At 64.5% G+C, this 23,713-nt stretch carries 20 protein-coding genes; 15 read left to right on the top strand and 5 right to left on the bottom strand.

The features are described 5' to 3' along the window. Nucleotides 1-99: 99 nt before the first annotated feature. Nucleotides 100-2,313: a molybdopterin-dependent oxidoreductase gene (locus HY836_RS03525; protein ID WP_290673631.1), complete on the top strand. Its 2,214-nt coding sequence runs from the start codon at nt 100-102 to the stop codon at nt 2,311-2,313. Nucleotides 2,314-2,337: 24 nt separating this feature from the next. Here HY836_RS03525 and HY836_RS03520 read toward each other — a convergent pair whose 3' ends face one another. Continuing rightward, complete coding sequence (locus HY836_RS03520; RefSeq protein ID WP_290673629.1) at nt 2,338-3,507, bottom strand: CBS domain-containing protein; 1,170 nt, start codon at nt 3,505-3,507, stop codon at nt 2,338-2,340. A gap of 110 nt (nt 3,508-3,617) precedes the next feature. On the opposite strand from HY836_RS03520, the gene HY836_RS03515 reads away from it, so the two are divergent. From HY836_RS03515 to HY836_RS03475, 9 genes are all read left to right on the top strand, one after another. Continuing rightward, nucleotides 3,618-4,217: a hypothetical protein gene (locus HY836_RS03515; RefSeq protein WP_290673703.1), complete on the top strand. Its 600-nt coding sequence runs from the start codon at nt 3,618-3,620 to the stop codon at nt 4,215-4,217. A 62-nt stretch (nt 4,218-4,279) separates the two neighbouring features. Beyond that, the gene (locus HY836_RS03510; protein WP_290673627.1) at nt 4,280-4,957 is read left to right on the top strand and encodes a TlpA disulfide reductase family protein; all 678 of its coding nucleotides are present in this window, start codon (nt 4,280-4,282) and stop codon (nt 4,955-4,957) included. Between the two features lie 159 nt (nt 4,958-5,116). Continuing rightward, complete coding sequence (aroQ, locus tag HY836_RS03505; protein ID WP_290673625.1) at nt 5,117-5,578, top strand: type II 3-dehydroquinate dehydratase; 462 nt, start codon at nt 5,117-5,119, stop codon at nt 5,576-5,578. Between the two features lie 82 nt (nt 5,579-5,660). Next, complete coding sequence (gene accB, locus HY836_RS03500) at nt 5,661-6,113, top strand: acetyl-CoA carboxylase biotin carboxyl carrier protein (protein WP_290673623.1); 453 nt, start codon at nt 5,661-5,663, stop codon at nt 6,111-6,113. A gap of 12 nt (nt 6,114-6,125) precedes the next feature. Then, complete coding sequence (gene accC, locus HY836_RS03495) at nt 6,126-7,475, top strand: acetyl-CoA carboxylase biotin carboxylase subunit (RefSeq protein ID WP_290673621.1); 1,350 nt, start codon at nt 6,126-6,128, stop codon at nt 7,473-7,475. Between the two features lie 25 nt (nt 7,476-7,500). Next, the gene (gene prmA, locus HY836_RS03490) at nt 7,501-8,433 is read left to right on the top strand and encodes a 50S ribosomal protein L11 methyltransferase (protein WP_290673701.1); all 933 of its coding nucleotides are present in this window, start codon (nt 7,501-7,503) and stop codon (nt 8,431-8,433) included. A 33-nt stretch (nt 8,434-8,466) separates the two neighbouring features. Beyond that, nucleotides 8,467-10,206, top strand: a complete 1,740-nt coding sequence (locus tag HY836_RS03485) for a zinc-ribbon and DUF3426 domain-containing protein (RefSeq protein ID WP_290673619.1) — start codon at nt 8,467-8,469, stop codon at nt 10,204-10,206. 25 nt (nt 10,207-10,231) lie between these two features. Further along, on the top strand, nt 10,232-11,137 hold the full coding sequence (locus HY836_RS03480; RefSeq protein WP_290673618.1) for a carbohydrate kinase family protein: 906 nt from the start codon (nt 10,232-10,234) through the stop codon (nt 11,135-11,137). Between the two features lie 235 nt (nt 11,138-11,372). Beyond that, entirely contained in the window at nt 11,373-12,368 is a 996-nt protein-coding gene (locus tag HY836_RS03475; protein ID WP_290673615.1) for an endonuclease/exonuclease/phosphatase family protein, read from the top strand. Nucleotides 12,369-12,389: 21 nt separating this feature from the next. Here HY836_RS03475 and gpmA read toward each other — a convergent pair whose 3' ends face one another. Continuing rightward, complete coding sequence (gpmA, locus tag HY836_RS03470; RefSeq protein ID WP_290673613.1) at nt 12,390-13,133, bottom strand: 2,3-diphosphoglycerate-dependent phosphoglycerate mutase; 744 nt, start codon at nt 13,131-13,133, stop codon at nt 12,390-12,392. A 152-nt stretch (nt 13,134-13,285) separates the two neighbouring features. On the opposite strand from gpmA, the gene HY836_RS03465 reads away from it, so the two are divergent. The 4 genes from HY836_RS03465 to HY836_RS03450 all read left to right on the top strand — a co-directional run bounded on the left by HY836_RS03465 (nt 13,286) and on the right by HY836_RS03450 (nt 15,782). After that, complete coding sequence (locus HY836_RS03465) at nt 13,286-13,702, top strand: rhodanese-like domain-containing protein (protein WP_290673611.1); 417 nt, start codon at nt 13,286-13,288, stop codon at nt 13,700-13,702. A gap of 108 nt (nt 13,703-13,810) precedes the next feature. After that, nucleotides 13,811-14,071, top strand: a complete 261-nt coding sequence (grxC, locus tag HY836_RS03460; RefSeq protein ID WP_290673609.1) for a glutaredoxin 3 — start codon at nt 13,811-13,813, stop codon at nt 14,069-14,071. Nucleotides 14,072-14,296: 225 nt separating this feature from the next. Continuing rightward, entirely contained in the window at nt 14,297-14,755 is a 459-nt protein-coding gene (secB, locus tag HY836_RS03455) for a protein-export chaperone SecB (RefSeq protein WP_290673607.1), read from the top strand. After that, the gene (locus HY836_RS03450) at nt 14,703-15,782 is read left to right on the top strand and encodes an NAD(P)H-dependent glycerol-3-phosphate dehydrogenase (RefSeq protein ID WP_290673605.1); all 1,080 of its coding nucleotides are present in this window, start codon (nt 14,703-14,705) and stop codon (nt 15,780-15,782) included. The genes secB and HY836_RS03450 overlap by 53 nt, the downstream gene beginning before the upstream one ends. A 659-nt stretch (nt 15,783-16,441) precedes the next feature. On the opposite strand, the gene trmL is transcribed toward HY836_RS03450, so the two are convergent. Further along, nucleotides 16,442-16,912 (bottom strand): tRNA (uridine(34)/cytosine(34)/5-carboxymethylaminomethyluridine(34)-2'-O)-methyltransferase TrmL, encoded by a 471-nt coding sequence (trmL, locus tag HY836_RS03445; RefSeq protein ID WP_290673603.1) that lies wholly within the window; start codon nt 16,910-16,912, stop codon nt 16,442-16,444. A 41-nt stretch (nt 16,913-16,953) separates the two neighbouring features. Further along, nucleotides 16,954-18,591, bottom strand: coding sequence for an HDOD domain-containing protein (locus HY836_RS03440; RefSeq protein ID WP_290673600.1), 1,638 nt, complete (start codon nt 18,589-18,591; stop codon nt 16,954-16,956). A gap of 214 nt (nt 18,592-18,805) precedes the next feature. Between HY836_RS03440 and HY836_RS03435 the strand changes: the two genes are divergently transcribed. Then, the gene (locus tag HY836_RS03435; protein WP_290673598.1) at nt 18,806-20,470 is read left to right on the top strand and encodes an FAD-dependent oxidoreductase; all 1,665 of its coding nucleotides are present in this window, start codon (nt 18,806-18,808) and stop codon (nt 20,468-20,470) included. A gap of 23 nt (nt 20,471-20,493) precedes the next feature. Here HY836_RS03435 and HY836_RS03430 read toward each other — a convergent pair whose 3' ends face one another. Continuing rightward, on the bottom strand, nt 20,494-23,601 hold the full coding sequence (locus tag HY836_RS03430) for an AAA family ATPase (RefSeq protein WP_290673596.1): 3,108 nt from the start codon (nt 23,599-23,601) through the stop codon (nt 20,494-20,496). Between the last annotated feature and the right edge of the window lie 112 nt (nt 23,602-23,713).

Raw genomic sequence — 23,713 nt, 5'->3', positions numbered from 1 at the left:
TCAGGACAAGCCCGCCCGCCCAGGCGGGCTTTTTCATGTCCGGCAGGCTTTGGCCACATCCGCTAGCATCACAGCCTCCCCCACTTCCTCATGGCCGCCATGTCGAACGCCCACACTGCCCACGCCACCAGCCCCGACGCCCCCGTCGAAACGCGCCAAGGCGTGTGCAATCTGTGCGAAGCCATCTGCGGCCTGACCTTCCAGGTTCAGGGCAAGCGGATCATCTCGGTCAAAGGCAACGATGCGGATCCGCTCTCGCGCGGTCACATCTGCCCCAAAGCCGTGGCCCTGAAGGATCTGCACGAAGACCCGGACCGCCTGCGCCAGCCCGTCAAGCGCATCATTGAAAACGGACAGACGCGCTGGCAGACCATCACCTGGGACGAAGCCTTTGAGCTCGTCGTGGAAGGCCTGGCCCGCGTGCGCGAGCAACACGGCAGCAACGCCGTGGCCGTCTACCAAGGCAACCCCAGCGTGCACAACTGGGGCAACATCACCCACGGCCCGATGTTCTTCGGGCAACTGAAAACACGCAGCCGTTTTTCAGCCACCTCGGTGGACCAACTGCCGCATCACCTGGTGTCGCACTGGCTGTATGGCCACCAACTGGCCATCCCGATTCCGGACGTGGACCACACCCGCTTCATGCTGATTCTGGGTGGCAACCCGCTGGCCTCCAACGGCAGCCTGATGACCGTGCCCGATGTGCGCGCCCGCTTCAAGGCCCTGCGCCAACGTGGCGGCAAGCTCGTCGTGATCGACCCCCGCCGCACCGAAACCGCCGCCGTGGCCGACGAGCACCACTTCATCGACCCGGGCACCGATGCGGCCTGGCTGCTGTCCGTCATCCACACGCTGTTTGACGAAGAGCTGGTCAGCCCCAAGCACCTCGAACCTTTGCTGGACAACATCAAGGCCGTGCGCGATGCCGTGGCACCGTTCCGGCCCGAAACAATGGCTGCGCACACTGGCATCGATGCCGCCACCACCCGCCGCCTGGCGCTTGAACTGGCCCAGGCCGATGGCGCTGTCGTCTATGGCCGCATGGGCTTGTCCACCCAGGCGCATGGCGTGGTCTGCCAATGGGCCATCCAGGTGATCAACCTGCTGACCGGCAACGTGGACCGAGAAGGCGGCGCCCTGCTGACCAGCCCCGCCATAGACCTGATCCAGACCAGGCTGATGAGCGCCGGCCATTTCGACGTGTGGCGCAGCCGTGTGCGCGGCGCACCCGAGTTCGGCGGCGAGCTGCCCGTGTCCGTGATGGCCGAAGAGATGCTGACGCCGGGCAAGGGCCAGATGCGCGCCCTGATCACCTCCTGCGGCAACCCGGTGCTGTCCACCCCGAACGGACGCCAGCTTGACCAGGCCCTGAGCAAGCTGGATTTCATGGTCTCCATCGACTTCTACCTGAACGAGACCACACGCCACGCCCACGTGATCCTGCCGCCCACCTGCGGCGTCGAGCACGACCATTACGACCTGGTCTTCCTGCACCTGGCCGTGCGCAACATCGCCCGCTACAGCGAGGCGGTGGTGGCGCCGGCCGATGGCGCCCTGCACGACTGGCAGATCTACACCGAGCTGGCGCGCCGCTATGCCCGCCGCATCTGGTCGGTGGAGCGCGCCAGCACCCGCCAGCGCCTGACCGGCATGCTCACACGCGGCATCATGGGCCGCCTGCCCCCCAGGCGCCTGCTGGCCATCGGCCTGAACCGCGCCAAAAAAGGCCTGAGCTTCAAGCAATTGCTGGCCAACCCGCAAGGCGTCGACCTGGGGCCGCTGCGGCCATCGCTGGTGGCGGGCCTGCAAAAGCGTGGCCGCCGCATCGACCTGCTGCCTCTGGCCATCCGCCAGGAGTTGCCGAACCTGATGTTGACCTTCCCCGCTGTTGCCACCTCCCCGGCCCCGTCTGGCGAGCGCCCCACGCTCAAGCTGATCGGCCGCCGCGATGTGCGCAGCAACAACTCGTGGATGCACAACAGCGAGCGCCTGGTGTCTGGCAAACCGCGCTGCACACTGTGGATCCATCCGCGTGACGCCGCCGCCCAGCATCTACAGGATGGCCAGACGGTGACGGTGGCGTCCCGCGTAGGCCAGGTGCGCGTGCCGGTGCACGTCACCGAAGACATCCGCCCCGGCGTTGTCAGCCTGCCGCACGGCTGGGGCCATGACCGCGCCGGCACGGACATGAAGGTGGCGCAAGCCCATGCGGGCGCCAGCATCAACGACATCACGGATGACCGGCTGACCGAACGCATCAGTGCCAATGCGGCCTTCAGTGCCGTGCCGGTGTGGATCGAGGCGGCTTGATGAAGGCTGCACGGTCGCTTGACATCAAGCATCCAGGCGATAAGCCAGCAAGCGCCGGTATAGCGCGGCCGTCACGTCTGAGTGGGTCACCATGCCCACCACCCGCCGCGCGCCGTCAACCACCGGCATGTGATGCAGGCCATGGAGGGACAACTGTTGCACCAGGTCCGACAACGGCGTCTGGGGTGACACGCATATCACCGATGGGGTCATGATCTGCCCCACCACCTCGGCCTTGCTTGAATAGTCACCAGGCGTGCGCCTCAACAAGCCTTGCAACGTCACAGCCAATCCCGCCGCCGTGACGTCATCGAGTTGCCGCAGGTAATCAGCCACGGACAGTATGCCCACCAGGCGCCCGAACTTGTCCACCACAGGCAGGGTCTTGATCTTGTGGCGCCGCAGCAGGCTCCAGGCCTCATCCAGATCCGTCGCGAACGCCACGGTCACCACATCCTTGGACATGATGTCGCAGCAGGTCTGCCCCATATGCCGATCAAACGCATGAGCCGAAGCCTCGTTGTACAGCTGAACCAGGTCATTACTCTTGACGTCGACAAAGCTACCCAGCTTGCGCACAGCATGGGCCAAATCGGCATGGTTCAAACCCGATCGATTCAAAGGCACCTCGTCAGTGGTCTGATGCCGATTGAGCAAAGGGCTTTCAGCACGATGCGGATAGCGCCGACGCAAGACCACATTGTTGATGATCAGTGCGGCCGCCAGCAGGCACAGCACATTGGCGGTGATCAGTGCCAGCAAATGAGGCAGATTGACCTGCACGCCGTGATATTCATGCACGAGCATCAGTGCCAGGGCGCCGCCGGGTGGATGAATGCAGTTGAAACGGGCCATCAGCCAAACGGTCAAGCCCACCGCCAGCGCTGCCGAAGCAAAGGGATGCGCCACCAAACTCATGCCGACCAAGGCCGATGCGGTGGCACTGACATACGCCCCCAGAACAGGCCAAGGCTGAGCCAGAGGGCTTTGCGACAAGGCGAACAAGACCACTACGCTGGCCCCGACGGGGGCCATCAACCAATAGGCTGATGCCGGAATCAGAACCAAACTCCACGCACAAACTGCGATGGCCAGCGAGGCACCGAACGCGGAGCGCAAACGCTCTGCACGCGACATGGATGGCGTATCGGCCAACAGTAGATGGCGAACGCGCTCGGGCAATTTCCAATGCATCGCCCCATTGTTGGGCAAACCTGTCACCCTTGGCATGGCGACAACCCGAGTCCGGCGCAGCCTTGTGCCTGATCCGCTACGATGGCGCCCACGCCACCTCGCCCACCACCATGTCATCGCACGCCTCACACGAAATAGCCGCCACGGCCGCACGCATCGTGGTGGAAGAGGGTATGGAATACGGCCCCGCCAAACGCCGCGCAGCCAAACAGCTGGGCCTCACAGGCCGTGGCGACCTGCCGGACAACACCCAGGTGGAAGACGCCGTCTTCGAATACCTGACACTGTTCTGCGCCGAGACCCAGCCTGAAGAGCTGCTTGCCCTGCGTGAACTGGCGGCGGTGTGGATGGCGCGCCTGGCCGAGTTTCGCCCCCATCTGTGCGGCGCCGTCTGGCGCGGCACCGCCACCCGCCTCAATGACATCCACCTGCAGCTCTACTGCGACGACAGCAAATCCGCCGAAATCGCCCTGCTCAACCAGGGCATCGATTACGACGTGGGCAGCGCGCCCGGCCCGCGCGGGCAGCCCGTGGACCGCCTGAGCCTGAGCATCCCATGCCGTGCGCTCAACGAAGCCATCGGCCTGCACCTGACCATCCTGGACGCCGACGACCTGCGTGGCGCGCTCAAACCCGATGCACGTGGCCGCACCGAACGGGGCGATCTGGCCGCGCTGCGCAAATTGCTGGATGCCGCTGAGGCCAGCTGATCGCACCGAAGCCCCCACACCGGCCCTCTTGCCCATCTGTCGCACACCTGTCGCCCAAGCTCATGCCCTTCAAGAAGACCCCTGCCCTCATGCCTGCACCCCAAGCCCATGATCAAAAGGGCGTAGCTGGACGCCGTGCGATCCTGATACTGGCCGGCCTGAGCGCCACGGCAGGCGGCGTCTGGTTTGGCCTCAAGCGCCAAGGCCAGCCTGTAGTCGGCGGCCAGGCGAGCGCCTCAGCGACACCATCCCAGGCCAGCGCATCGACCGCCAGCGCGGCAGAAACCAGCGCCAGCGCCCCGCTGATCCAGGCCGACAAGCTCACCGCCGCCTTCTGGCAGCAGCAGTTCGACACGCCCAAGGGCGGTCACTTGAGCCTGGCCAAGGCCAAAGGCAAGCCTTTGCTGATCAACTTCTGGGCGACGTGGTGCCCGCCATGCGTCAAGGAGATGCCCGAACTGGACCGATTCCACCGTGAATTCACCCCGAAAGGCTGGTCGGTGATCGGCCTGGCGATCGACGGACCAACCCCGGTGCAAGAATTTCTGGCCAAAGTCGCGGTAGGATTCGACCTCGGGCTGGCCGGATTCGGCGGCACCGAACTCGCCCAGGCACTGGGCAACGAGTCGGGCGGATTGCCGTTTTCGGTGATGATCGACGCCCAAGGCAAGGTACGGCACCGCAAGATGGGCGCCACGCACTTTGAGGAACTGGCCACCTGGGCCCGCCAGATCGGCTGACATCAGGCGCGAACTTGAGCCAGGCCAAGCAAACCGGACAGATTTCAATGAAATAGCGGATTTGCATCCATTTGCGTCTAAAATCCGCCTACTTTCATTTTCTTGGCTTAGCTTGCACGAGCGATGTCACCATCTCTCAAGCCGGCTCACCAAAGACGCATGCAGATTCTTGTCCTCCATGGCCCCAATCTGAACCTGCTCGGCACCCGCGAGCCTCAGGTCTACGGCGCCACCACCCTGGAGCAGATCAACACCGGTTTGGTTGACTACGCCGCCCTGCGCGGCGCCAAGCTGTCGGCCTTCCAGAGCAACCATGAAGGGGCGCTGATCGACCGCGTGCATGCCGCACGCACCGATGGCACCCAGTTCATCGTCATCAACCCCGGGGCCTACACCCATACCAGTGTGGCCCTGCGTGATGCGCTGGCCGGCGTGGCCGTGCCCTTCATTGAAGTGCATCTGTCCAACATCCACAAGCGGGAGCCCTTCCGCCACCACAGCTATTTCTCCGACATCGCCGAAGGCGTGATCGTGGGGCTGGGCGCATCGGGCTACCGACTGGCACTGGAAGCCGCCCTGGACAAACTGGGCGCGCCACCAGCAGCCAACTCTCGCGGCTGAACTGGCCAACATCCCGGCCCGTCACCATCCGCCCAACTTCTGAGCGTCACCCGCTCTCAACGCATTCCTGGAGAACCACAACATGGACCTGCGCAAACTCAAGACCCTGATCGACCTCGTGTCCGAGTCCAACGTTTCCGAACTCGAAATCACGGAAGCTGACGGCAAAGTCCGCATCGTCAAGGCCGGTGCCGCCCCCATGGTCATGGCCGCCCCCATGGTTCAACAAATGGCCCCTGCAGCAGCTGCCCCTGCCGCCGCACCCGCAGCGCCTGTTGTCGAAGCTGCGCCAGAAGAAACCGGCCATGTGGTGAAGTCGCCCATGGTGGGCACCTTCTACCGCGCGTCCAGCCCTGGCGCCAAGGCCTTCGCCGAAGTCGGCGACGTGGTCAAGGCCGGCCAACCCGTCTGCATCATCGAAGCCATGAAGATCATGAACGAGATCGAGTCGGACCAGGACGGCACCATCACCAAGATCCTGGTCGAGAACGGCCAGCCAGTTGAATACGGCCAGCCTTTGTTCATCGTTGAATAAAGGGGTCTTGCCATGTTCAAGAAGATCCTGATCGCGAATCGCGGGGAAATCGCCCTGCGCATTCAACGAGCGTGCCGTGAAATGGGCATCCAGTCGGTGGTGGTCTACTCCGAAGCCGACCGCGACGCCAAGTACGTCAAGCTGGCCGACGAAGCCGTGTGCATCGGCCCGGCCCCTTCCGCGCAAAGCTACCTGCACATGCCGGCCATCATCTCGGCTGCCGAAGTGACCGACGCTGAGGCCATCCACCCCGGCTACGGCTTCCTGTCCGAGAACGCCGACTTCGCCGAGCGTGTGGAGCAATCCGGCTTCACCTTCATCGGCCCGACGCCCGAATCCATCCGCATCATGGGCGACAAGGTCTCGGCCAAGCAAGCCATGATCAAGTCCGGCGTGCCATGCGTGCCAGGCTCCGAAGGCGCCCTGCCCGACGACCCCAAGGAAATCATCCGCATCGCCCGCACCGTGGGCTACCCGGTCATCATCAAGGCCGCAGGCGGCGGCGGTGGCCGTGGCATGCGCGTGGTGCACACCGAAGCGGCCCTGATCCATGCCGTGCAGACCACGAAGGCGGAAGCAGGCGCTGCTTTCGGTAATCCCGAGGTCTACATGGAGAAGTTCCTGGAGCACCCTCGTCACATCGAGATCCAGATCCTCGCCGACCAGCACAAGAACGCCGTGTGGCTGGGTGAGCGCGACTGCTCCATGCAGCGCCGCCACCAGAAGATCATCGAAGAAGCGCCGGCACCGGGCATCCCACGCCGCGCCATCGAAAAGGTGGGCGAGCGCTGCGCCGCCGCCTGCAAGAAGATCGGCTACCGCGGTGCGGGTACCTTCGAGTTCGTGTACGAGATCGGCGAGTTCTACTTCATCGTGCTGAACACCCGCGTGCAGGTGGAGCACCCGGTCACCGAGATGACCAGCGGCATCGACATCGTGCAGATGCAGATCCGTGTGGCGGCCAATGAAAAGCTGCCCTTCACGCAACGCCAGGTTGAACTGCGTGGGCATGCCGTCGAGTGCCGCATCAATGCGGAAGACCCGGTCAAGTTCATCCCCTCGCCCGGCCGCATCACCACCTGGCACGCCCCCGGCGGCCCCGGCGTGCGCGTGGATTCGCACATCTACACGAACTACTTCGTGCCCCCGAACTACGACTCAATGATCGGCAAGATCATCGTGCACGGCGACACCCGCGAGCAGGCCCTGGCCCGCATGCGCACCGCCCTGTCGGAGACCGTGGTCGAAGGCATCCAGACCAACATCCCGCTGCACCGCGAGCTGATGGTGGACGCCAAGTTCGTTGAAGGCGGCACCGACATCCATTACCTTGAGAGCTGGATGGCCGCGCGCAAGCGCTGAGCCCGACCAGGCCACTGACATGCCCTTGTTTGAACTCACCCTGCTGGCCAAAGAGGCCGAAGTCGAAAACCTGAGCGACGCGCTCATGGAGATCGACGCCTTGTCCGTCTCCGTGGAAGACGCGGATGCCGACACGGAACACGAAGAAGCCCTGTGGGGTGAGCCCGGCATGCCGGTGGCCCGCGAAGCCTGGCAACGCTCGACCATCAAGAGCCTGTTCCCCAGCGAAGCCGAAGCCCTGGAAGCCGCCACCCTGATCCTCGCGCAGGACTGGGCCGACGACATCCATGTGCAAGGCATTCAGCCGGTGGACGAGCAGGACTGGGTGCGCCTGACGCAATCCCAGTTCCAACCCGTGCCCATCACCGACAGCTTCTACATCGTGCCCACCTGGCATGAGGTACCCGCTGCCGCGAAAACCGTGATGCGCCTGGACCCCGGCTTGGCCTTCGGTACCGGCACGCACCCAACCACCCGCATGTGCCTGAAGTGGATCGCGCAAAACGCGTCCGCCTACGCGGCGCAGCGCGTGCTGGACTACGGTTGCGGCTCGGGCATCCTGGCCATTGGCGCCGCGCTGCATGGCTCTGGCGTGGTAGACGCGGTCGACATCGACCCGGCTGCGGTCGAATCCACCAACGCCAATGCCGAAGCCAATCTGGCGCACCTGAAATCCGCCGACGGCAAGCTGCCCATCAACGCCGGCCTGCCGGATCTGGTGGGCGAGGCCAAAGCCACCTACCCCGTCGTGCTGGCCAACATCCTGGCCACACCCCTGAAGATGCTGGCCCCGCTGCTGGCTGGCCATGTGGCGCCGGGCGGCCATCTGGTGCTTGCCGGCATCCTGGCGCGCCAGGAGCAGGAATTGAAGGATGCCTATGCCGAAGTGGGCCTTCAGTTGCAGGTCGCCAACGAAGAAGAGGGCTGGATTCTGATGACGGCGCAGAAAGCGGCCTGATTCGTGACAAATCAATGGCATAAATAGGGCCCTATGAGCCTGGCCACCCGATGCACCCACTGCGGCACGATCTTCAAGGTCGTCCAAGACCAATTGAAGGTCTCGGAAGGCTGGGTGCGTTGCGGCCGTTGCAACGAGGTTTTCAACGCCCTGCCGGCGCTGTTTGACCTCGAAAAAGAACCTCCCCCCCCTCGTCCGGCCCATGCAGCAGGGCCTGCTGTGGCCCCTCAGGCACCCCCTTCGGAATCTGCCCACGCGCCGACTCCTTCCGCGCCCCCCCCCGAACCCCAGGTCGACTGGGCCCCGCCCGAGCCTGCGTCCTACACGGACAGAGGGGACACGGGTGCGTCCAGCGAACTGGCTGCGCAGGGCCTGCTGTCTCAGGAAGAACTGAACCTGGGCATCGACTCCCAGCCCCCTGGCGCCTGGGCCCGAACACAGCCAGCTGACTTCGCACCATCCGCGCTGCCCGGCGAAGCGCCCCTGCAGGCTCAACCGCCCAGGCACACACTGGACGAAGACGACCTCGCGCTGGACCCTACGCCCATTGAAGGGACCACCGACTTCGAGCTCGACACGGCCATCGCCGTGGACGACAACACCCCGCTGGAAGTCGTGCTGGCCGCCACCTCGGGTGGGCGCATCCCGATGCCGGCACCGCAGTCTGCAGTGCCCGAGCCGGCTTACGTCGCGCACCCCGCGCCCGCCCACCAGCCTTGGATGGACGAACCGCCCGACGACGTACCCAGCACCGACGAGGCCGACGCCCTTGACTCGCGCTACCTGATGCCCACCGAGCGTGAGCGACGGGCCCCGCGCCGCCGCGGCTCCGGCCCCGAGTTTGCCGACGCGCAGTTCCCCAGCGACGCCATGATCGACGCCGAGGAAGACTGGGCTTCTGATTTCGGGCCGTCGGCGCTGGATGCCGATGCAGCTACGCCTGCACCGCCCCCGGCTCCTGCTGCACGCCTGCCCCATGTGCCGCAGCCTGTGTCCACCGCCGCCCTGCGTGTCACGGAATTGGCTCAGCCCGCCCCGCTGGCTGCCTCGGCGGCGAACGCATCGCAAGACGACATCCCCACCCTGCCCTCGCGCTTCGCCTCGGATTTCGAGCCTGAGCAGGCCATGCTGCCCCCCAGCGAGCGGCCCGGCCAACCCGGCACACGAGGCCGAGGCAAGGCCGACCAGACACCCGAGTTCCTCAAGCGTGCGCAACGCAAGGCCTTCTGGCGCCACCCGGCCATGCGCGCAACGCTGTCGCTCACGGCGCTCACGCTGGTCGTGGCCCTGAGCCTGCAACTCATGCACCAGTTCCGCGACCTGATCGCCGCCTGGCACCCCGCCAGCCGCCCCTTGCTCGCCCAGTGGTGCGAACTGGCTGACTGCAAGCTCACGCCGCCATTGCGCCTGGAAGCCCTGCAAGTCGACAACCTGGAACTCATGCGCACCAGCTCCGAAGGCCCCGACAGCTACCGCCTGACGGTGGTCGTGCGCAACCAGGCCGGCATCGACCTGGCCTGGCCGCATGTGGACCTCACCCTGACCGACGACAACGGTGCCGTGATCGCGCGCCGCGTGTTCTCCCCCAACGACGCGCAATGGCTGGACACGGCTGACCCCAAGGCCCACGCAGCGGATGCAGCCAAAGCGGCCAGCATGGCTGCCAGCGTCCCCACAGCGGCCCCGAGCCAACGCAGCACCACGCTGCAATGGCGCATCAAGGCCACTGACCTTCACCCAGCCGGCTACACGGCTGAACTGTTTTACCCCTGATTGCGATCACTTTCCGAGGATCACCATGTCTGTTCTGATCTGCGGCTCTCTGGCCTTTGACACCATCACGACCTTCCCCGGCCGATTTGCCCAGCAGATCCTGCCCGAGCAGGTGCACATCCTCAACGTATCCTTCCTGGTGCCCACCTTGCGCAAGGAATTCGGCGGCTGCGCGGGCAATATCGCCTACAGCCTCAAGCAACTGGGCGGCGAACCCTTGATCATGGCCGCCCTGGGCAAGGATGGCGCCCTGTACCGCAACCACCTGGATCAAATGGGCGTGAGCCTGAAGTTTGTCCACACCGTGGACAACGACTACACCGCCCAGGCCATCATCATCACCGACCAGGACAACAACCAGATCACCGCCTTCCACCCCGGCGCCATGGGCCAGGCCCACATCCAGCGCATCGAGGCGGATGCCGGCATCAAGCTGGCCATCGTGGCACCCGATGGTCGTGACGCCATGATCCAGCACGCCGAGCAACTCAAGGCTGCCAACATCCCCTTCATCTTCGATCCGGGTCAAGGCCTGCCCATGTTCGACGGCGAAAACCTCAAGCGCTTCATCTCGCAAGCCACCTGGGTGGCCGTGAACGACTACGAAGCCAAGATGCTGGCCGACCGCACCGGCACCAGCCTGGCCGACCTGTCCAAGTCGCACCTCAAGGGCCTGATCGAGACCCTGGGCGCCGATGGCTGCAACGTCTACGTGCAGGGCGAAAAGACCCACGTGCCCGGCGTCAAGGCCGCCGCCGTGGTGGACCCGACCGGTTGTGGCGATGCCTTCCGTGGCGGCCTGTTGTATGGCCTGGTCAACGGCTGGGATCTGGTCAAGTCGGTAACCCTGGCCAACCAGATCGGCGCCATCAAGATCGCCGCAGCCGGCCCGCAGAACTACACGCTGGACCGCGCCGCGCTGGGCGTGTAAGCCCGCCCGCGTCACACCCTGTCACACAGCCGACCCGCAGGGTGTCGGCGCCGGGCCCCGCCGCTGCGTTGGACACCAAGCCGCCTGAGCCATTCAGGTGGCGTCCAACAAGAACATATCAAGCAGCGGAGCCCCCTTGTTTCATCCAGCTACCAAGCCCCCGAAGGCCTCAACACGCCCAACATCCGGCCAAGCTTTCCGTTCCACATTAACGGGCAGCGCCTGTCGCACCTTGGTGAGCGGCATCGTGCTGCTGGCCTCGCTGCAAGCCACACCCGCACGCGCTGGCTGGTTCGGCAGCCCGACAAGCGCCGGCAAGGACGGTCTCACACTGGCCACCTGGAACCTGGCGTGGCTGATGACGCCACGTACACATGAAGACCTCGCCCCCCGCTGCTTGAGCAAACAGCCAGCCAGCGACGAACGCGCCTTCCCCTGCACACCCGGCAAACCTCAGCCACCCACACGCACCCAGGCGGATTTCGACGCCCTGGCACGCACCGCCACGCAATTGCGCGACGAGCAGCAAGCCGATGTGGTGGCCTTGCAGGAGGTGGACGGGCCGGATGCCGCCCGCATGGTGTTCACCAAAGGCTGGAAGCTCGACTGCTTCGTCAACCGCGCGCACCCGCAAAAGGTGGGCTTTGCCATCCGCGAAGGCCTGCCCTACAAATGCAATGGTGATCTGACGGCGCTGGACGTCGATGGCAGCACGCGTGCGGGCGCCGACCTCACGCTCCATCCAGGCACAGCCCATGAAGTGCGCCTGCTGGCCGTGCACCTCAAGAGCGGCTGCTTCGATGGCCGCATGGACCGCCATTTCTCGCCCTGCGAGCGCCTGCGCCAGCAAGCTCCCATCGTGGAAGCCTGGATCGACCAGCGCGTGCGTGAAGGCAAGCCCTTCGCCTTGCTGGGCGACTTCAACCGTCGCCTGGACAAGGACCAACACTACCCCGCCGGCCCGGACGAATCCGCCCCCATCAACCTGATGCAGGCCTGGAGCGACAACAACCCGCCCGGCGCCGTGCTGCTGCGCGCCACACAAGGCGAGGCCTACGTGCCCTGCGACGCCAGCGACCACCACAAGGCCTACATCGACGACATCCTGATCGACCAGAAACTGGCCGGCCAAAACAGAAACAGGCGCTTTGCGCGCCTGTCGTTCAACCCGCAGGACCGCGGCCGGGAACTCTCCGACCATTGCCCTGTGGTGTGGGCCCTCAAGCCCTGAGCAGCATCAAAGCCTGAGTGATCAGGCCTTGCCTTGCGTGGCCACGGCAGCTGCAGCGGCCGCAGCAGCTTCGGCGTCACCCAAGTAGTAGTGCTTGATCGGCTTGAGGTTCTCGTCGAGCTCGTACACCAGGGGGATGCCATTGGGGATGTTCAGGCCCACGATGTCGGCGTCACCGATGTTGTCCAGGTACTTGACCAGGGCACGGATCGAATTGCCGTGGGCCGCGATCACCACGCGCTTGCCGGACTTGATGGCCGGAGCGATCTCGTCGTTCCAGTAAGGCAGCACGCGGGCCACGGTGTCCTTGAGGCACTCGGTCAGCGGGATCTGGTCGGCAGGCAGGCCGGCGTAGCGCAGGTCCTGGCGTTGGCCCATGGGGTCATTGGCGGCCAGAGCGGGCGGCGGGGTGTCATAGCTGCGGCGCCACACCAGCACCTGCTCGTCACCATGCTTCTGCGCGGTCTCGGCCTTGTTCAGGCCTTGCAGGCCGCCGTAGTGGCGCTCGTTGAGGCGCCAGCTCTTGACCACGGGCAACCAGATGCGGTCCATCTCGTCGAGGCAGTAGTTCAGCGTATGGATGGCACGCTTGAGCACCGAGGTGTAGGCCACGTCGAACTCGTAGCCTTCGGCCTTGAGCAACTGACCGGCCGACATCGCCTGCGACACGCCGGTGGGCGTCAGGTCGACGTCGACCCAGCCGGTGAAGCGGTTTTCCAGGTTCCAGGTCGATTCGCCGTGGCGAATCAGCACGAGCTTGTACATGTGATCGATCCCAATCTGGTGAGAATGTGATGCCGGCCTGTGCGACCGACTGAACCTGCGATTTTATAATCCCCGTCTGCCCCGGCCCACCCTGGTTCGAGGGACACCCCCGCCCCCAGCAGGACAACCTGCTCACAAAGAGAGTTTTTTGCATGACTTCCACAAGCTACATCGCCGACAACTGGTACTGGATGGTCGCAGCGGGTGCATCCGGCGCGCTGCTGCTGTGGCTGCAGATCAAGGAGGGCGGCACGGCTGGTGGCTTGAGCCCCGCCATGGCCGTGCAACTGATCAACAAGGAAAAGGCCCAGATCATCGACGTGTGCGAGCCGGCCGAATTCGCCGCAGCGCACGTGGCTGGCGCCAAGAACGTTCCACTGGGCGAAATCGGCAACGGCAAGGGCCTGCCCAGCAATAAGAAACTGCCTCTGGTGGTGGTGTGCGCAGCAGGTGTGCGTTCGGCCAAGGCCGTGACGCAACTCAAGGCCCTGGGCTACGAGAACGTGCAATCACTGGCGGGCGGCCTGAAGGCCTGGCGCGAAGCCAACCTGCCCATCGAGAAGAACTGAGCGTGACTTGTCACCGCTAGTCCCCATAGAACAGGCGGACATCCCGAAGCGGTGACAATATCGACGTTGTCACTCATACCCCCAGCGGTTCCCAGCTGTCGTCCGATCATGCAAGCAGTCAAGATGTACACCACCCAGGTCTGCCCTTTCTGCATCCGGGCCAAGAGCCTGCTCAAGCAGCGCGGGGTCGAGCACATCGAAGAAATCCGCATAGATCTGGATCCAGGGCAGCGCGACCACATGATGGCCATCACCGGCCGTCGCACCGTGCCGCAGATCTTCATTGGCGACACCCATGTTGGGGGCTGCGACGACCTGATGGACCTGGACAAGCGCGGCGGCCTGTTGCCGCTGTTGGGCGCCGCTTGAGCCTGGCGTGTGCCGACAATTGGCGCACCTTTCCGGATCGAATCATTCGGCATATGAATATGCCCCTGCAATCACGGGGCACTGACCGGGCGCAAACCCTGAGCACTGTGTGACAGTGAGGTCATCGGGCTGGTTCATAATCCAGCCCGATTGTCTTTCTGGCTTGGACTTTTCGCGCACCCATGCGCCCGGCCTGCAACATCACATCAACCTAGGAAATCTGTCATGACCGACCAAGCCGCACAACCGTCTTTCTCCATCCAGCGCATCTACCTGAAGGACCTGTCGCTGGAGCTGCCGAACGCACCCGCCATCCTGCTGGAACAAGGTCAACCTCAAGTTGATGTGCAACTGAACCTGCACGCCGAACCCGTGACCGACGGCCTGTACGAAGTGGCCGTGACCGCCACCGTGACCGCCAAGGTCAACGACAAGGTGTTGTTCCTGGTGGAAGCCAAGCAAGCCGGTCTGTTCGAAATCAAGAACGTGCCTCAAGAACAAATGCAGCCGATCATCGCGATCGCCTGCCCGCAGATCGTGTACCCCTACCTGCGCGCCACCGTGGCCGACGTGCTCAACCGCACCGGCTTCCCACCCGTGCACCTGACCGAAGTGAACTTCCAGGCCATGTATGAATCGCAGCTGCAACAAGCCGCTGCCAACGGTCAAGCTCCCCAAGCCTGAATTGGCCGGCACCGACGTCACGACTGGGCTCGCCACGCGCAACCTCACGGTTCTGGGCGCGGGGGCCTGGGGCACGGCGCTGGCGATCAGCGCGGCCCGTCACAACCCGCAGGTGATGCTGTGGGCAAGGGACGCCGCGCAGGTCGAAGGCATGCGCTCAAGCCGCTGCAATACCCGCTACCTGCCCGACGCGAGCTTTCCTGAAGCGCTGCAGCTCAGCCACGACCTGAACGAGGCCGTGGCGCACGCGCGCGCCAATGGCGGGCTGATCATCATCGGCACGCCCATGGCGGCCTTGGGGCACATGCTGCAAAGCCTGCCTGATGACGTGGCCACCTTGTGGCTGTGCAAGGGTTTCGAAAAAGGCACTGGGCGACTGGGGCATGAGATCGCTCAGGCGCTGCGCCCGCATGCGCGCAGCGGCATCCTGTCTGGCCCCAGCTTTGCCAATGAGGTGGCACAGGGCCAACCCACGGCGCTGGTGGCTGCCAGCACGGATCAGGCCCTGGCCGAACAGGCCGTGGCCGCCTTCCACAGCGACAGCCTGCGCGTGTACACGTCGACTGATCCGGTCGGGGTGGAAGTGGGTGGCGCCGTCAAGAACGTGCTGGCGATTGCGACCGGCATCGTGGACGGCATGAACCTGGGGCTCAATGCCCGTGCGGCGCTGATCACGCGCGGCCTGGCGGAGATGACACGCCTGGGTGTGGCGCTGGGTGCGCGACCGGACACCTTCATGGGACTGTCCGGTCTGGGTGATCTGGTGCTGACGGCCACGGGCAACCTGTCGCGCAACCGCACGGTGGGCTTGCAACTGGCCACGGGCAAGAAGCTGGATCAGATCCTGCTCGACCTGGGGCATGTGGCTGAGGGCGTTTACAGCGCGGCCACGGTGTGGCAGCGGGCGCAGACGCTGGGCGTGGCCATGCCGATCACGGAAGCCGTGGTAGCGGTGCTGGATGGGCGTTTGACGCCTGCCGAGGCCGTCGGGGCGCTGATGCGGCGTGAGGCCAAGGCTGAAGGCTGAAGGCTGAAGGCTGAAGGCTGTTTGTCTGGTTGCCTGCGTGGATGGTTGCGCTTTGTCGGTGCAGCGCGAGGCGGGGGCTGAGCCGGTATCTGGCCGGGCTTCATGTTGGCGGTCCCGCTTTGCAAGCGGGACGCCCTTGCGATGCTCGCGAGGAAGTGGCGCCGGAGAACTCCCTGCGTGGTCTGACGACCACTCCGGTCAAACAGCTCCGGCGAGCTAGAGTACGAAGCACGCTGCGCGTGCCCACTTCCCCGCTGCGCTTCTCAGCGCCAACAAGGCGCCCCGCCAGATACCGGCTCAGCCCTTTTCCGCCTCGCTGTCCGCATGCTTAGGCGGCAACCTTGGCAGGCCACCAGCGGGGCGAAAAAAGGCTGAGGGGGCATGCGGCTGGGCGCCTTGTTGGCGTCGAAGGCGCGCAGGGAGGCTCAGGTTTGCCCCTTGTCGCAGACAAGGGGATGGCGAGCATGTTTGAGGCCGCAGGCCGAGTTGCGCAGCCACCTGAGCTGGACGAGCACCGTAGAGCAGTCCCGCGAGGCGGGACCGCCAACATGAAGCCCGGACGCATGCCCCCCTCAGCCGCGCCCCGCGCTGCAAAGACAAAGCGCTCAACCTACGCAAGAACCCACCTGGCGCCTAAACAAAAAAGCGCCAGGCGCCACTCAAGCCCCGCCCACGTACCCGTTCTGCCGCCAGGCCTCGAACACCGCCACCGCCACCGCATTGCTCAGATTCAAGCTGCGCTGATCCGCCCGCATCGGCAGGCGCACGCGCTGTGCGGTATCAAAGGTTTCTCGCAAGGCCGGATCCAGCCCCCGCGTTTCGCACCCGAACACGAACCAGTCCCCCGGCTGCCACTGCACCTCGTTGAACGGCCTGCTGCCTCGCGTGGTGAACGCAAACATCCGCGTTGGATCAGGCTGCATCGCCTCGATGAAAGCCGCCCAATTGGCGTGACGCCGCACATCCGCGTACTCGTGATAGTCCAGCCCGGCGCGGCGCAACAGCTTGTCATCCATCGAAAAGCCCAAAGGCTCGATCAGATGCAGCTCGCAGCCCGTATTGGCAGCCAGTCGGATCACATTGCCCGTGTTGGGCGGAATTTCGGGTTCAACCAGGACGATGCGGAACATGGGGGCGCATTATCCCCCCAGCGCCACGGGCCTCAAGGGCCTCACGCCCCGGTGGTCTGCTTGAAGGCCATCACGGCCTGATTGCGCAGGGTGCGCAGCAGCGAGAGTTCCTTTTCGTTGACCTGCAGGCTGTTGGCCTTGCCCTTGTCGGCGTAGATCATGCCCAGCACGATGTCCGGCTGACCTTTGCGCTTCATCACCAGCGGCAGCAACAAGAAGGTCGGTGCCTGCACCTGATCGCGGAACCACGTGGGCAGGCGCCCCACGATGGTCGGTGCGGCCGCGTCGGCAATCAGCATGTCCGCATTCTTCAGGCACACAATGGAAAACAGATCCGGCGCGGCACCCGCTGGCAGCACCAGCGGAATCCGAAAAGCCGACTTGACAACGTCCACCTGCTCGCCAATGCCCATGCGCCCCAGCAAGGCGCCGGTCTTGGCATCGCGCAGGCAGAAGATGACACGGCGGCAGTTCAAGGCGCGCAGCATGGTCTCCAGGATCATGTGCAGCACATCGTTGAGCTTGAAGGACTCCAGCAAGGTGTTGGTGATGTCCTGGATGCCATTGGTCAGCACATTGGCCACCTCCTGCTCCGGCAGGGGCATCTCGACGGCCAGCGCGCCGTCTGCCGAGGTCAACTCCAGTCCCAGATCCTGGGCGCTGGGGCCGCCCGCCTGTGCGGCGTTGGGCGCATCCACGTAGTAATGATCGAGCAGCTTGTCCGCGGGGGACTGGGCCGGCACGCTCATGTTCAGCGCGTGGGTCAACTCCGTCAGGCGCTTGCGGGCACGACTGGCCGCGTCCTGCAAGGCATGGGGCGACAAGTCCAGCGCCTTGGCGTAAGTGGTTGACAGATCGGTCAGCAGATCACCCAGTTGCCCGGGCTCCACCTCCAGCATGCCGTCGGCCGCGGCATTGGCCAAGCTGGCCAGCCACCAAACCCGCTCCGGACGCGCCGCCAGGGACTGCTTTGGCACCGCCCCTGAAGGCGTCGCCATGCAGGCACGCAGGCCATCAGGCAGGCCCCACATCTTGCCCACCTTGTCGGCCAGCTTGTCCAGCGGCACGCCCAACACCTTCTGCGCAGCCTGGACCTCCGTCACGGGCGGCTCGCCATCCTTGCCCGCCATGATCAGGCGGATCTGCTCGGCGTCATCAGGCAGGTAGTAGGACACCAGCATCCGCCCCAGATTGCGAAACAGGGCGCCCAGGTAGGCATCTTCCGCCTCCTTGGAGGTGCGGCTCAACTCGCTCGCCAAGGTACCTGCCATGACCGTGCGCAGGAACTCCACCTTCAACTGCTGCGCGTGCGTCTTGTCCTGCATGTGATCCAGCAGCATCAGCGACAGGGCCATGTTGCGCACGCCCCCGGCCCCAATCAGGGCCACGGCGCGCGAGACCGTGCTGATGGGATCCGTGCCGGCACGGCGGAAGTGCGCCGTGTTCACCACGCGCAGCAACTTCTGCGTGAGCGCCACATCCTGCAGCACCTCGTCGCACAGCGACTGCATGCTGTCCGTCTCGGAGTTGGACAGGGCCTGCACCCTGGAAACCGAGGTCGACAGGGCTGGGAAATCGCTCTTGAAGCGCATGCGGCGCAGCAAATACTCGAGCGTCAACTCGGCTTCGTCAACGTCGGAAACGGGCGCGGATGCAGGCGTGGTGCTTGAGTCGGGCATGGTGGCTCTTGTCCTCTTCCCCCATTGGGCCTCAAATCCCGCCCATTGAAAATGGGATTCGCCCGGCTTTCTGGCGCCAGTTCATCACCAATGCGCCCCATAAAGGAGCAAATCAACCGCACAGAAGATACCGAAGTGATACCGACAAGCGCCCACCAGGTTCCTAGACTGCTCTTCAGTCTCCCTCAAACCATCCATTCAGGAGCGCAGATCCATGAGCTTTCACATTGCCATCATCGGCGGCGGCGTCTCGGGCCTGTCCGCGGCCTACTACCTCCAGCAGCAGGCCTTGAGCAGCGGGCAGGCCCTTGACATCACCGTCTACGAACGCAAGCCCCAGTTCGGCGGCAACGCCGATACCGTGGTCGTCAAGCTGGGCACCCTGCAAAACGGCCAGGGCCAGCCCGAGCGCCCTTTCATCCGATGGGCGGATCTGGGGGTCAACGACGTCAATCTGGCGACCTACGTCAAGCTGGCCGCCCTGATGAGGGACATCGGCTACCTGCAGCACATGAAGCCCCTGCAGGACACGACCAGCTACTTCACCCCAGATGGCAACGCGTACCTCACCGACGACGCCGCGCTGTACAACGGCGTGTCGGACGCCCGCTTCAACCTGGCCGCAGCCGATGGCGGCGACCTGAGCAAATTGATCACCGTGGTGCACCAGCATGCGATCGACCTGGTGGCACCGCCCGCAGGCGGCCCGCCCCCCGTGCCGGTGAGCTACACGGTCGCGCACTATTTCGACAGCTGCATCACCAACCCGGAGGGCATGCTTGCCGCCACGGCGCGCCATCTCAAGATCCAGATCAACTGGGGCGACCCGGCCATCCCGACCCGCATCACCCGCATCCGCGACGAGATTTACTACCCTCGCATCTCCGCGATGTACTTCACGGACAACGAGACCGGCCCCGGCGGCATGCCCTTGCAATCGCCCTTCCAGTACTATCGCGTGCAGGAAGGCGGCGTGACGCCCGATCGGCGCTACTTCGAATACGGCTCACAACACTGGCTGCAGGCGCTGGCCCGCTGGATGGAGCAGCACAGCACGGACAAGGTGAAGGTGCAGCACCACATGGGTGCGGCGGTGAAGGTCACGATCTCGCCAGCCAGCGCCGTGGTGACACCGGCAGGCAGCGCACCCCGGCACTTCGACCTCGTGCTGATGGCCCTGCATGCCGACGATGCCCTGGCCGCACTCGACTTCAACGGCATCCCGCCGGATACCGCTCGCACCATCCAGTCCACCTTGCACCAGGTGCGCTACACGCGCAGCTATGGTGTCTGCCACACTGATGACCGGCTGCTGCCGCGCAACCGCAACGTCTGGCGCACCTACAACGTGCTGGTCCATCCGCAGTCTCAACAGGCCCAGCCCTACCGCATGAGCTACGTGGAGAACTTCCACCAGAACGACCCGCTCAACCAGGACCTGGACCACATCGGCCTGCCCATGTTCTTTACATCGCTGCTGCCGGATCTCAAGCAGGTTCAGCCCAATGCGGTACTGACGCGACTCAACGGGGATGAGGTGCCTCAGCACCTGCGCGATGCCCTGCCGCATCTGGCTCACAGCCAGGCCCCCTCCAGCCATCCACACACGGGCTACAGCCACGAACTGGGTACGACGCACGCCAGCCAGGCGGGCAAGGCCTGGGCGATGTTCAAACACAATGTGCTCAACAGCCATTGCATCGATGCACAGGCACGCATGCAGGCTTTCAACCAGGACAACGCCCAGCAACCGCTGATGCCGCTGTTCTTTGGCGGTGGCTGGACCAACGGCGCGGGCCTGCACGAGCAATGCCTGACGCAGTCCCAGTTGCTGACCCAATGGGCCGCGCGCTACATCAGTCGCCATCAGGCGGGCTGAAGCAGCACAAGATCAGCGCACGATCAACGCAACAGCACCCTGGGCAACTTGAGCAGCACGTGCAGGATCTGCTGCTCACGCAAGGCCATCCACGCGGGATGGTCAGGGTGCGGCAAGGCATCCGATTCCTGGCATTGCAGCATGAAGGCATGCAACAGGCTCACCCAGGGTGTGGGCTCCTGCCCGGTGCGCTGCAGCCAGGCCTCACCCAGGCGCCGCGCCACCTCGTGATGCCCGTTCAACGTGCACACCTCCATCGCACTGGCATGGAAGCGGTACACGTTGTGGGCCACGCAGCCACGCTCGATCTGCGCCTGACCTCGCTCGATCATGGCCAGGGCGCGATCATCCTGGCTGTGCAGCAAGGCCCAGGTCCCCATGACCCATGGGCCGATGAAGGCGTGCAGCTTGAGCCGCTCGACGCTGTCCAGCGCATATTGAATGACGCGCTGAGCCTGCGACTCATCGCCAGCCGCATACAAGGCCCGGGCCTGCGCTTCCTGCAGGAAGGGTTCGAAACGCATGGCGCCCATCGCGCGGCTGATCATCAGCCCCTCGTTGACGTGGAACAGGGCCTCCTGGGGACGGCCTGCGCCCAGTTCGACCCAGCTCGCCGTCAGGCGTGACACCACCTCGGCCCGACGATTGCCCACACGCCGAGCCAGCGCGGCAGACGCCGCCGCCTCGGTCAAGGCCTGCGGCGTATGGCACAGATAGATCTGCGTGGTAGCCAGCATGAAGCGGTTTGAGGCCTCGATGTCTCGCAGGCTGTGCGCGTCACACAGGCGCAGGCAACGGACGAAGTGGTCGTTCGCCGTGTGCATCAGGCCTTCTGCATAGTAGGAATCGCCCAGACCACTGAGCGCCTGGGCTTGCAGGCGCGCCGCACCGGCCTGCTGTGCATGCGCCATCGCCAGGCCATGGTGCATGCGGCTGCGCTGTACATCGCCACGCGGGAAATACAGGTTGCCCTTGAGGTAATGCAGTGCCGCCAGTTGCGCCAGCGCGCCTGCCGCTTCGGCCTCCGGCAGGGCCTCGTCGATCAAGGCTTCTTCGGCAGTCAGTTCTTCCAGCACATTGAGCACGCCAGCCAGGGCCACTTTGGCTTTCAGACGCGCCACCACATCCGGTGCATGCACAACGGCCTGCTCATACGCACCGCGGGCTTGCGGCATGCTCCCCATCTTGGCGTGTACATCACCCAGCACCATGGCGTGTGCATACGCATCGCGCGGCGCATAGTCAACGTCACCGTACATCAGCAACAGCGACAAGGCGGCCTCATGATCGAAATCTTCATGACGTTGCCGTGCGGCAGACAACAGCGCTGCTGGCGCCTGGGCCTGCCTGGCCAGATGCAAGTGTTGGGCATACAAGCTCGCATCACGAGACTCGAAATGCTGCGCCACCTGCACATGCATGGCCTCTCTCTGCCTGAAGGGCAACACCTCGTAGATCCCCTGGCGAATCAAGGCATGCAGGAAATCGAAGCGATCGCCATCCAGGTGGCGCAGCAGGCAATGCTGTACCAGGGCATCCAGCTCGTACCCTGGCGTGGGCATCAGGGCATGGATGTCATCGGTGTTGAAAGGCTGGCCCAGCACCGCAGCCAGGCGCAAGGCATGGCGATCCTGTGGCGACACTTCATCCAGGCGAACCTGCAGCAGATGCTGGAAGTTGTCTGGCAACTGCTCATGCCGATCCGCCATCAGCAGCTGCGTCAGAAACAGAGGATGACCTTGTGCGCGCTGCATGCACTGCGTGCGCCATGCCTCATCCACATGGCCGAACTGGTGCAGCAGGTCCTTGACTTCGGCCGGCCGCAACGGTGCCAGGCTCAAGGAGGTGACGGCCACATCCGGGATCATGCGCTGCAGATCCGCCAGGCGCTGAGGTTCCTCCACACGCCCGGACAACACCCACAGCACCTGTGACTCGTGGCAGGCCGCCATCACCCTGGCGAGCGTCTCGATGGTACTGGCCGAAGCCCAGTGGGCGTCTTCCACCACGATGAGCATGGGGCGTTGCAACGCCATGCGCGAGATGATCCGCACCAGCAACTGAACCAGCAACTGGCTACGCGTAGCATGCCCCATCGCCTGCAGGACCATGCGCTCCTCGGCACTCAAGCTCATGGCCAGCATTTCCTTGCACACCAGCATCTGATCCGCGGACAAACCGACATGCGCCACACGCTGGCTAACCAGCTGATCCCAGAAAGGCGTGACCTCATGCAGGTCCAGCAGCGACTTGAGCAAGGAGCCACACACCTCGCGATGACGGTCACCACCGAAGTCCTGGATCTCCACCAGCACAGCGCACAAAAAGTGTTGCTGCGCCATGTCGATCATTTCAGCCAGCAAGCGGGACTTGCCCATGCCCGCCATGCCTTGCACCAGCATCACCTGGCTTTGCTGATCGGACAGTACACTGTTGAGCAAGCTGCCATGCAGGCGCAGCTCGTGCTGCCGCCCCGCCAGCGCAAACTGGCGCCGTACCTGACGATGCGCCGCGCCCATTCGCCCCAGCTCGACGTGGCTGACTGCCTCGACCTGATGCAACGCGCGTACCTGCCCGAACATGGAGCAATGCACATAGATGGCAGGTGCCTGCCTGCGTACCCAGGTCTGCATGCAGTCATGCGGCCACTCCAGCACCGGATCCATCCACTTGCCGCCCGATATCAGCACATGGCGGTCGCGCCAGCGAGATGCCGCCGACAGGCAACGCGCCAGATCACCTCTTTGTGTCTTGGGCAGACCAAACACCGCCAGCACGGCATCCAGACTCGGCGGCGGCATCAGCATGGCGCCATCGTCTTGCAAGCTGGCTTCGATCACGGGGCGCTCGCGATCAGACACAGGCCACACACACAACAACTGAACGAGCCGACCATCCAGCTGGCTGACATCCGATTCGCGCCGCAGCTCGCCCACGTCAAACAGGGGCGTGACGTCCTCATCTGGCGCGCCAGGCAACAACAAGGACTGGAGAGGCAAGCCATGAAACTCTGCCAGGTGCCTCGCCGTTCTCAGCAACAAGCTCTTGCCTGTTTCAGCGCGCTTCACGGAAGCGATGGAGACGCACAACTGCCGCTCGAAGCACGCCAGCGCAAACGCCTCCTGACTCAACCCAAGCTCGTGCCTTATGGCTTTGAGTACCTCAGCATCCAGGCGGACCCTTCCCGCGGAAGGTGGCACCGGGGGCTGCGCATCATTCATAACCGGCTTGTGTGATTTGTGA

This window comes from Aquabacterium sp., assembly GCF_016234775.1.
In the GTDB taxonomy this organism is placed as follows: Bacteria; Pseudomonadota; Gammaproteobacteria; order Burkholderiales; family Burkholderiaceae_C; genus Aquabacterium.
Note: the sequence above shows the minus strand (reverse complement) of the source record. Positions and strands in the feature narration are given on the sequence as shown.

What these genes read in the sequence shown, in the direction of transcription:
- HY836_RS03440 (WP_290673600.1), bottom strand. Translation starts at nt 18,591, where the DNA reads ATGCCCGACTCAAGCACCACGCCTGCATCCGCGCCCGTTTCCGACGTT.
- HY836_RS03480 (WP_290673618.1), top strand. Translation starts at nt 10,232, where the DNA reads ATGTCTGTTCTGATCTGCGGCTCTCTGGCCTTTGACACCATCACGACC.
- gpmA (WP_290673613.1), bottom strand. Translation starts at nt 13,133, where the DNA reads ATGTACAAGCTCGTGCTGATTCGCCACGGCGAATCGACCTGGAACCTG.
- HY836_RS03485 (WP_290673619.1), top strand. Translation starts at nt 8,467, where the DNA reads ATGAGCCTGGCCACCCGATGCACCCACTGCGGCACGATCTTCAAGGTC.
- accB (WP_290673623.1), top strand. Translation starts at nt 5,661, where the DNA reads ATGGACCTGCGCAAACTCAAGACCCTGATCGACCTCGTGTCCGAGTCC.
- aroQ (WP_290673625.1), top strand. Translation starts at nt 5,117, where the DNA reads ATGCAGATTCTTGTCCTCCATGGCCCCAATCTGAACCTGCTCGGCACC.
- HY836_RS03515 (WP_290673703.1), top strand. Translation starts at nt 3,618, where the DNA reads ATGTCATCGCACGCCTCACACGAAATAGCCGCCACGGCCGCACGCATC.
- grxC (WP_290673609.1), top strand. Translation starts at nt 13,811, where the DNA reads ATGCAAGCAGTCAAGATGTACACCACCCAGGTCTGCCCTTTCTGCATC.
- accC (WP_290673621.1), top strand. Translation starts at nt 6,126, where the DNA reads ATGTTCAAGAAGATCCTGATCGCGAATCGCGGGGAAATCGCCCTGCGC.
- HY836_RS03465 (WP_290673611.1), top strand. Translation starts at nt 13,286, where the DNA reads ATGACTTCCACAAGCTACATCGCCGACAACTGGTACTGGATGGTCGCA.
- HY836_RS03525 (WP_290673631.1), top strand. Translation starts at nt 100, where the DNA reads ATGTCGAACGCCCACACTGCCCACGCCACCAGCCCCGACGCCCCCGTC.
- HY836_RS03435 (WP_290673598.1), top strand. Translation starts at nt 18,806, where the DNA reads ATGAGCTTTCACATTGCCATCATCGGCGGCGGCGTCTCGGGCCTGTCC.
- secB (WP_290673607.1), top strand. Translation starts at nt 14,297, where the DNA reads ATGACCGACCAAGCCGCACAACCGTCTTTCTCCATCCAGCGCATCTAC.
- HY836_RS03520 (WP_290673629.1), bottom strand. Translation starts at nt 3,507, where the DNA reads ATGCATTGGAAATTGCCCGAGCGCGTTCGCCATCTACTGTTGGCCGAT.
- HY836_RS03510 (WP_290673627.1), top strand. Translation starts at nt 4,280, where the DNA reads ATGCCCTTCAAGAAGACCCCTGCCCTCATGCCTGCACCCCAAGCCCAT.
- trmL (WP_290673603.1), bottom strand. Translation starts at nt 16,912, where the DNA reads ATGTTCCGCATCGTCCTGGTTGAACCCGAAATTCCGCCCAACACGGGC.
- HY836_RS03450 (WP_290673605.1), top strand. Translation starts at nt 14,703, where the DNA reads ATGAATCGCAGCTGCAACAAGCCGCTGCCAACGGTCAAGCTCCCCAAG.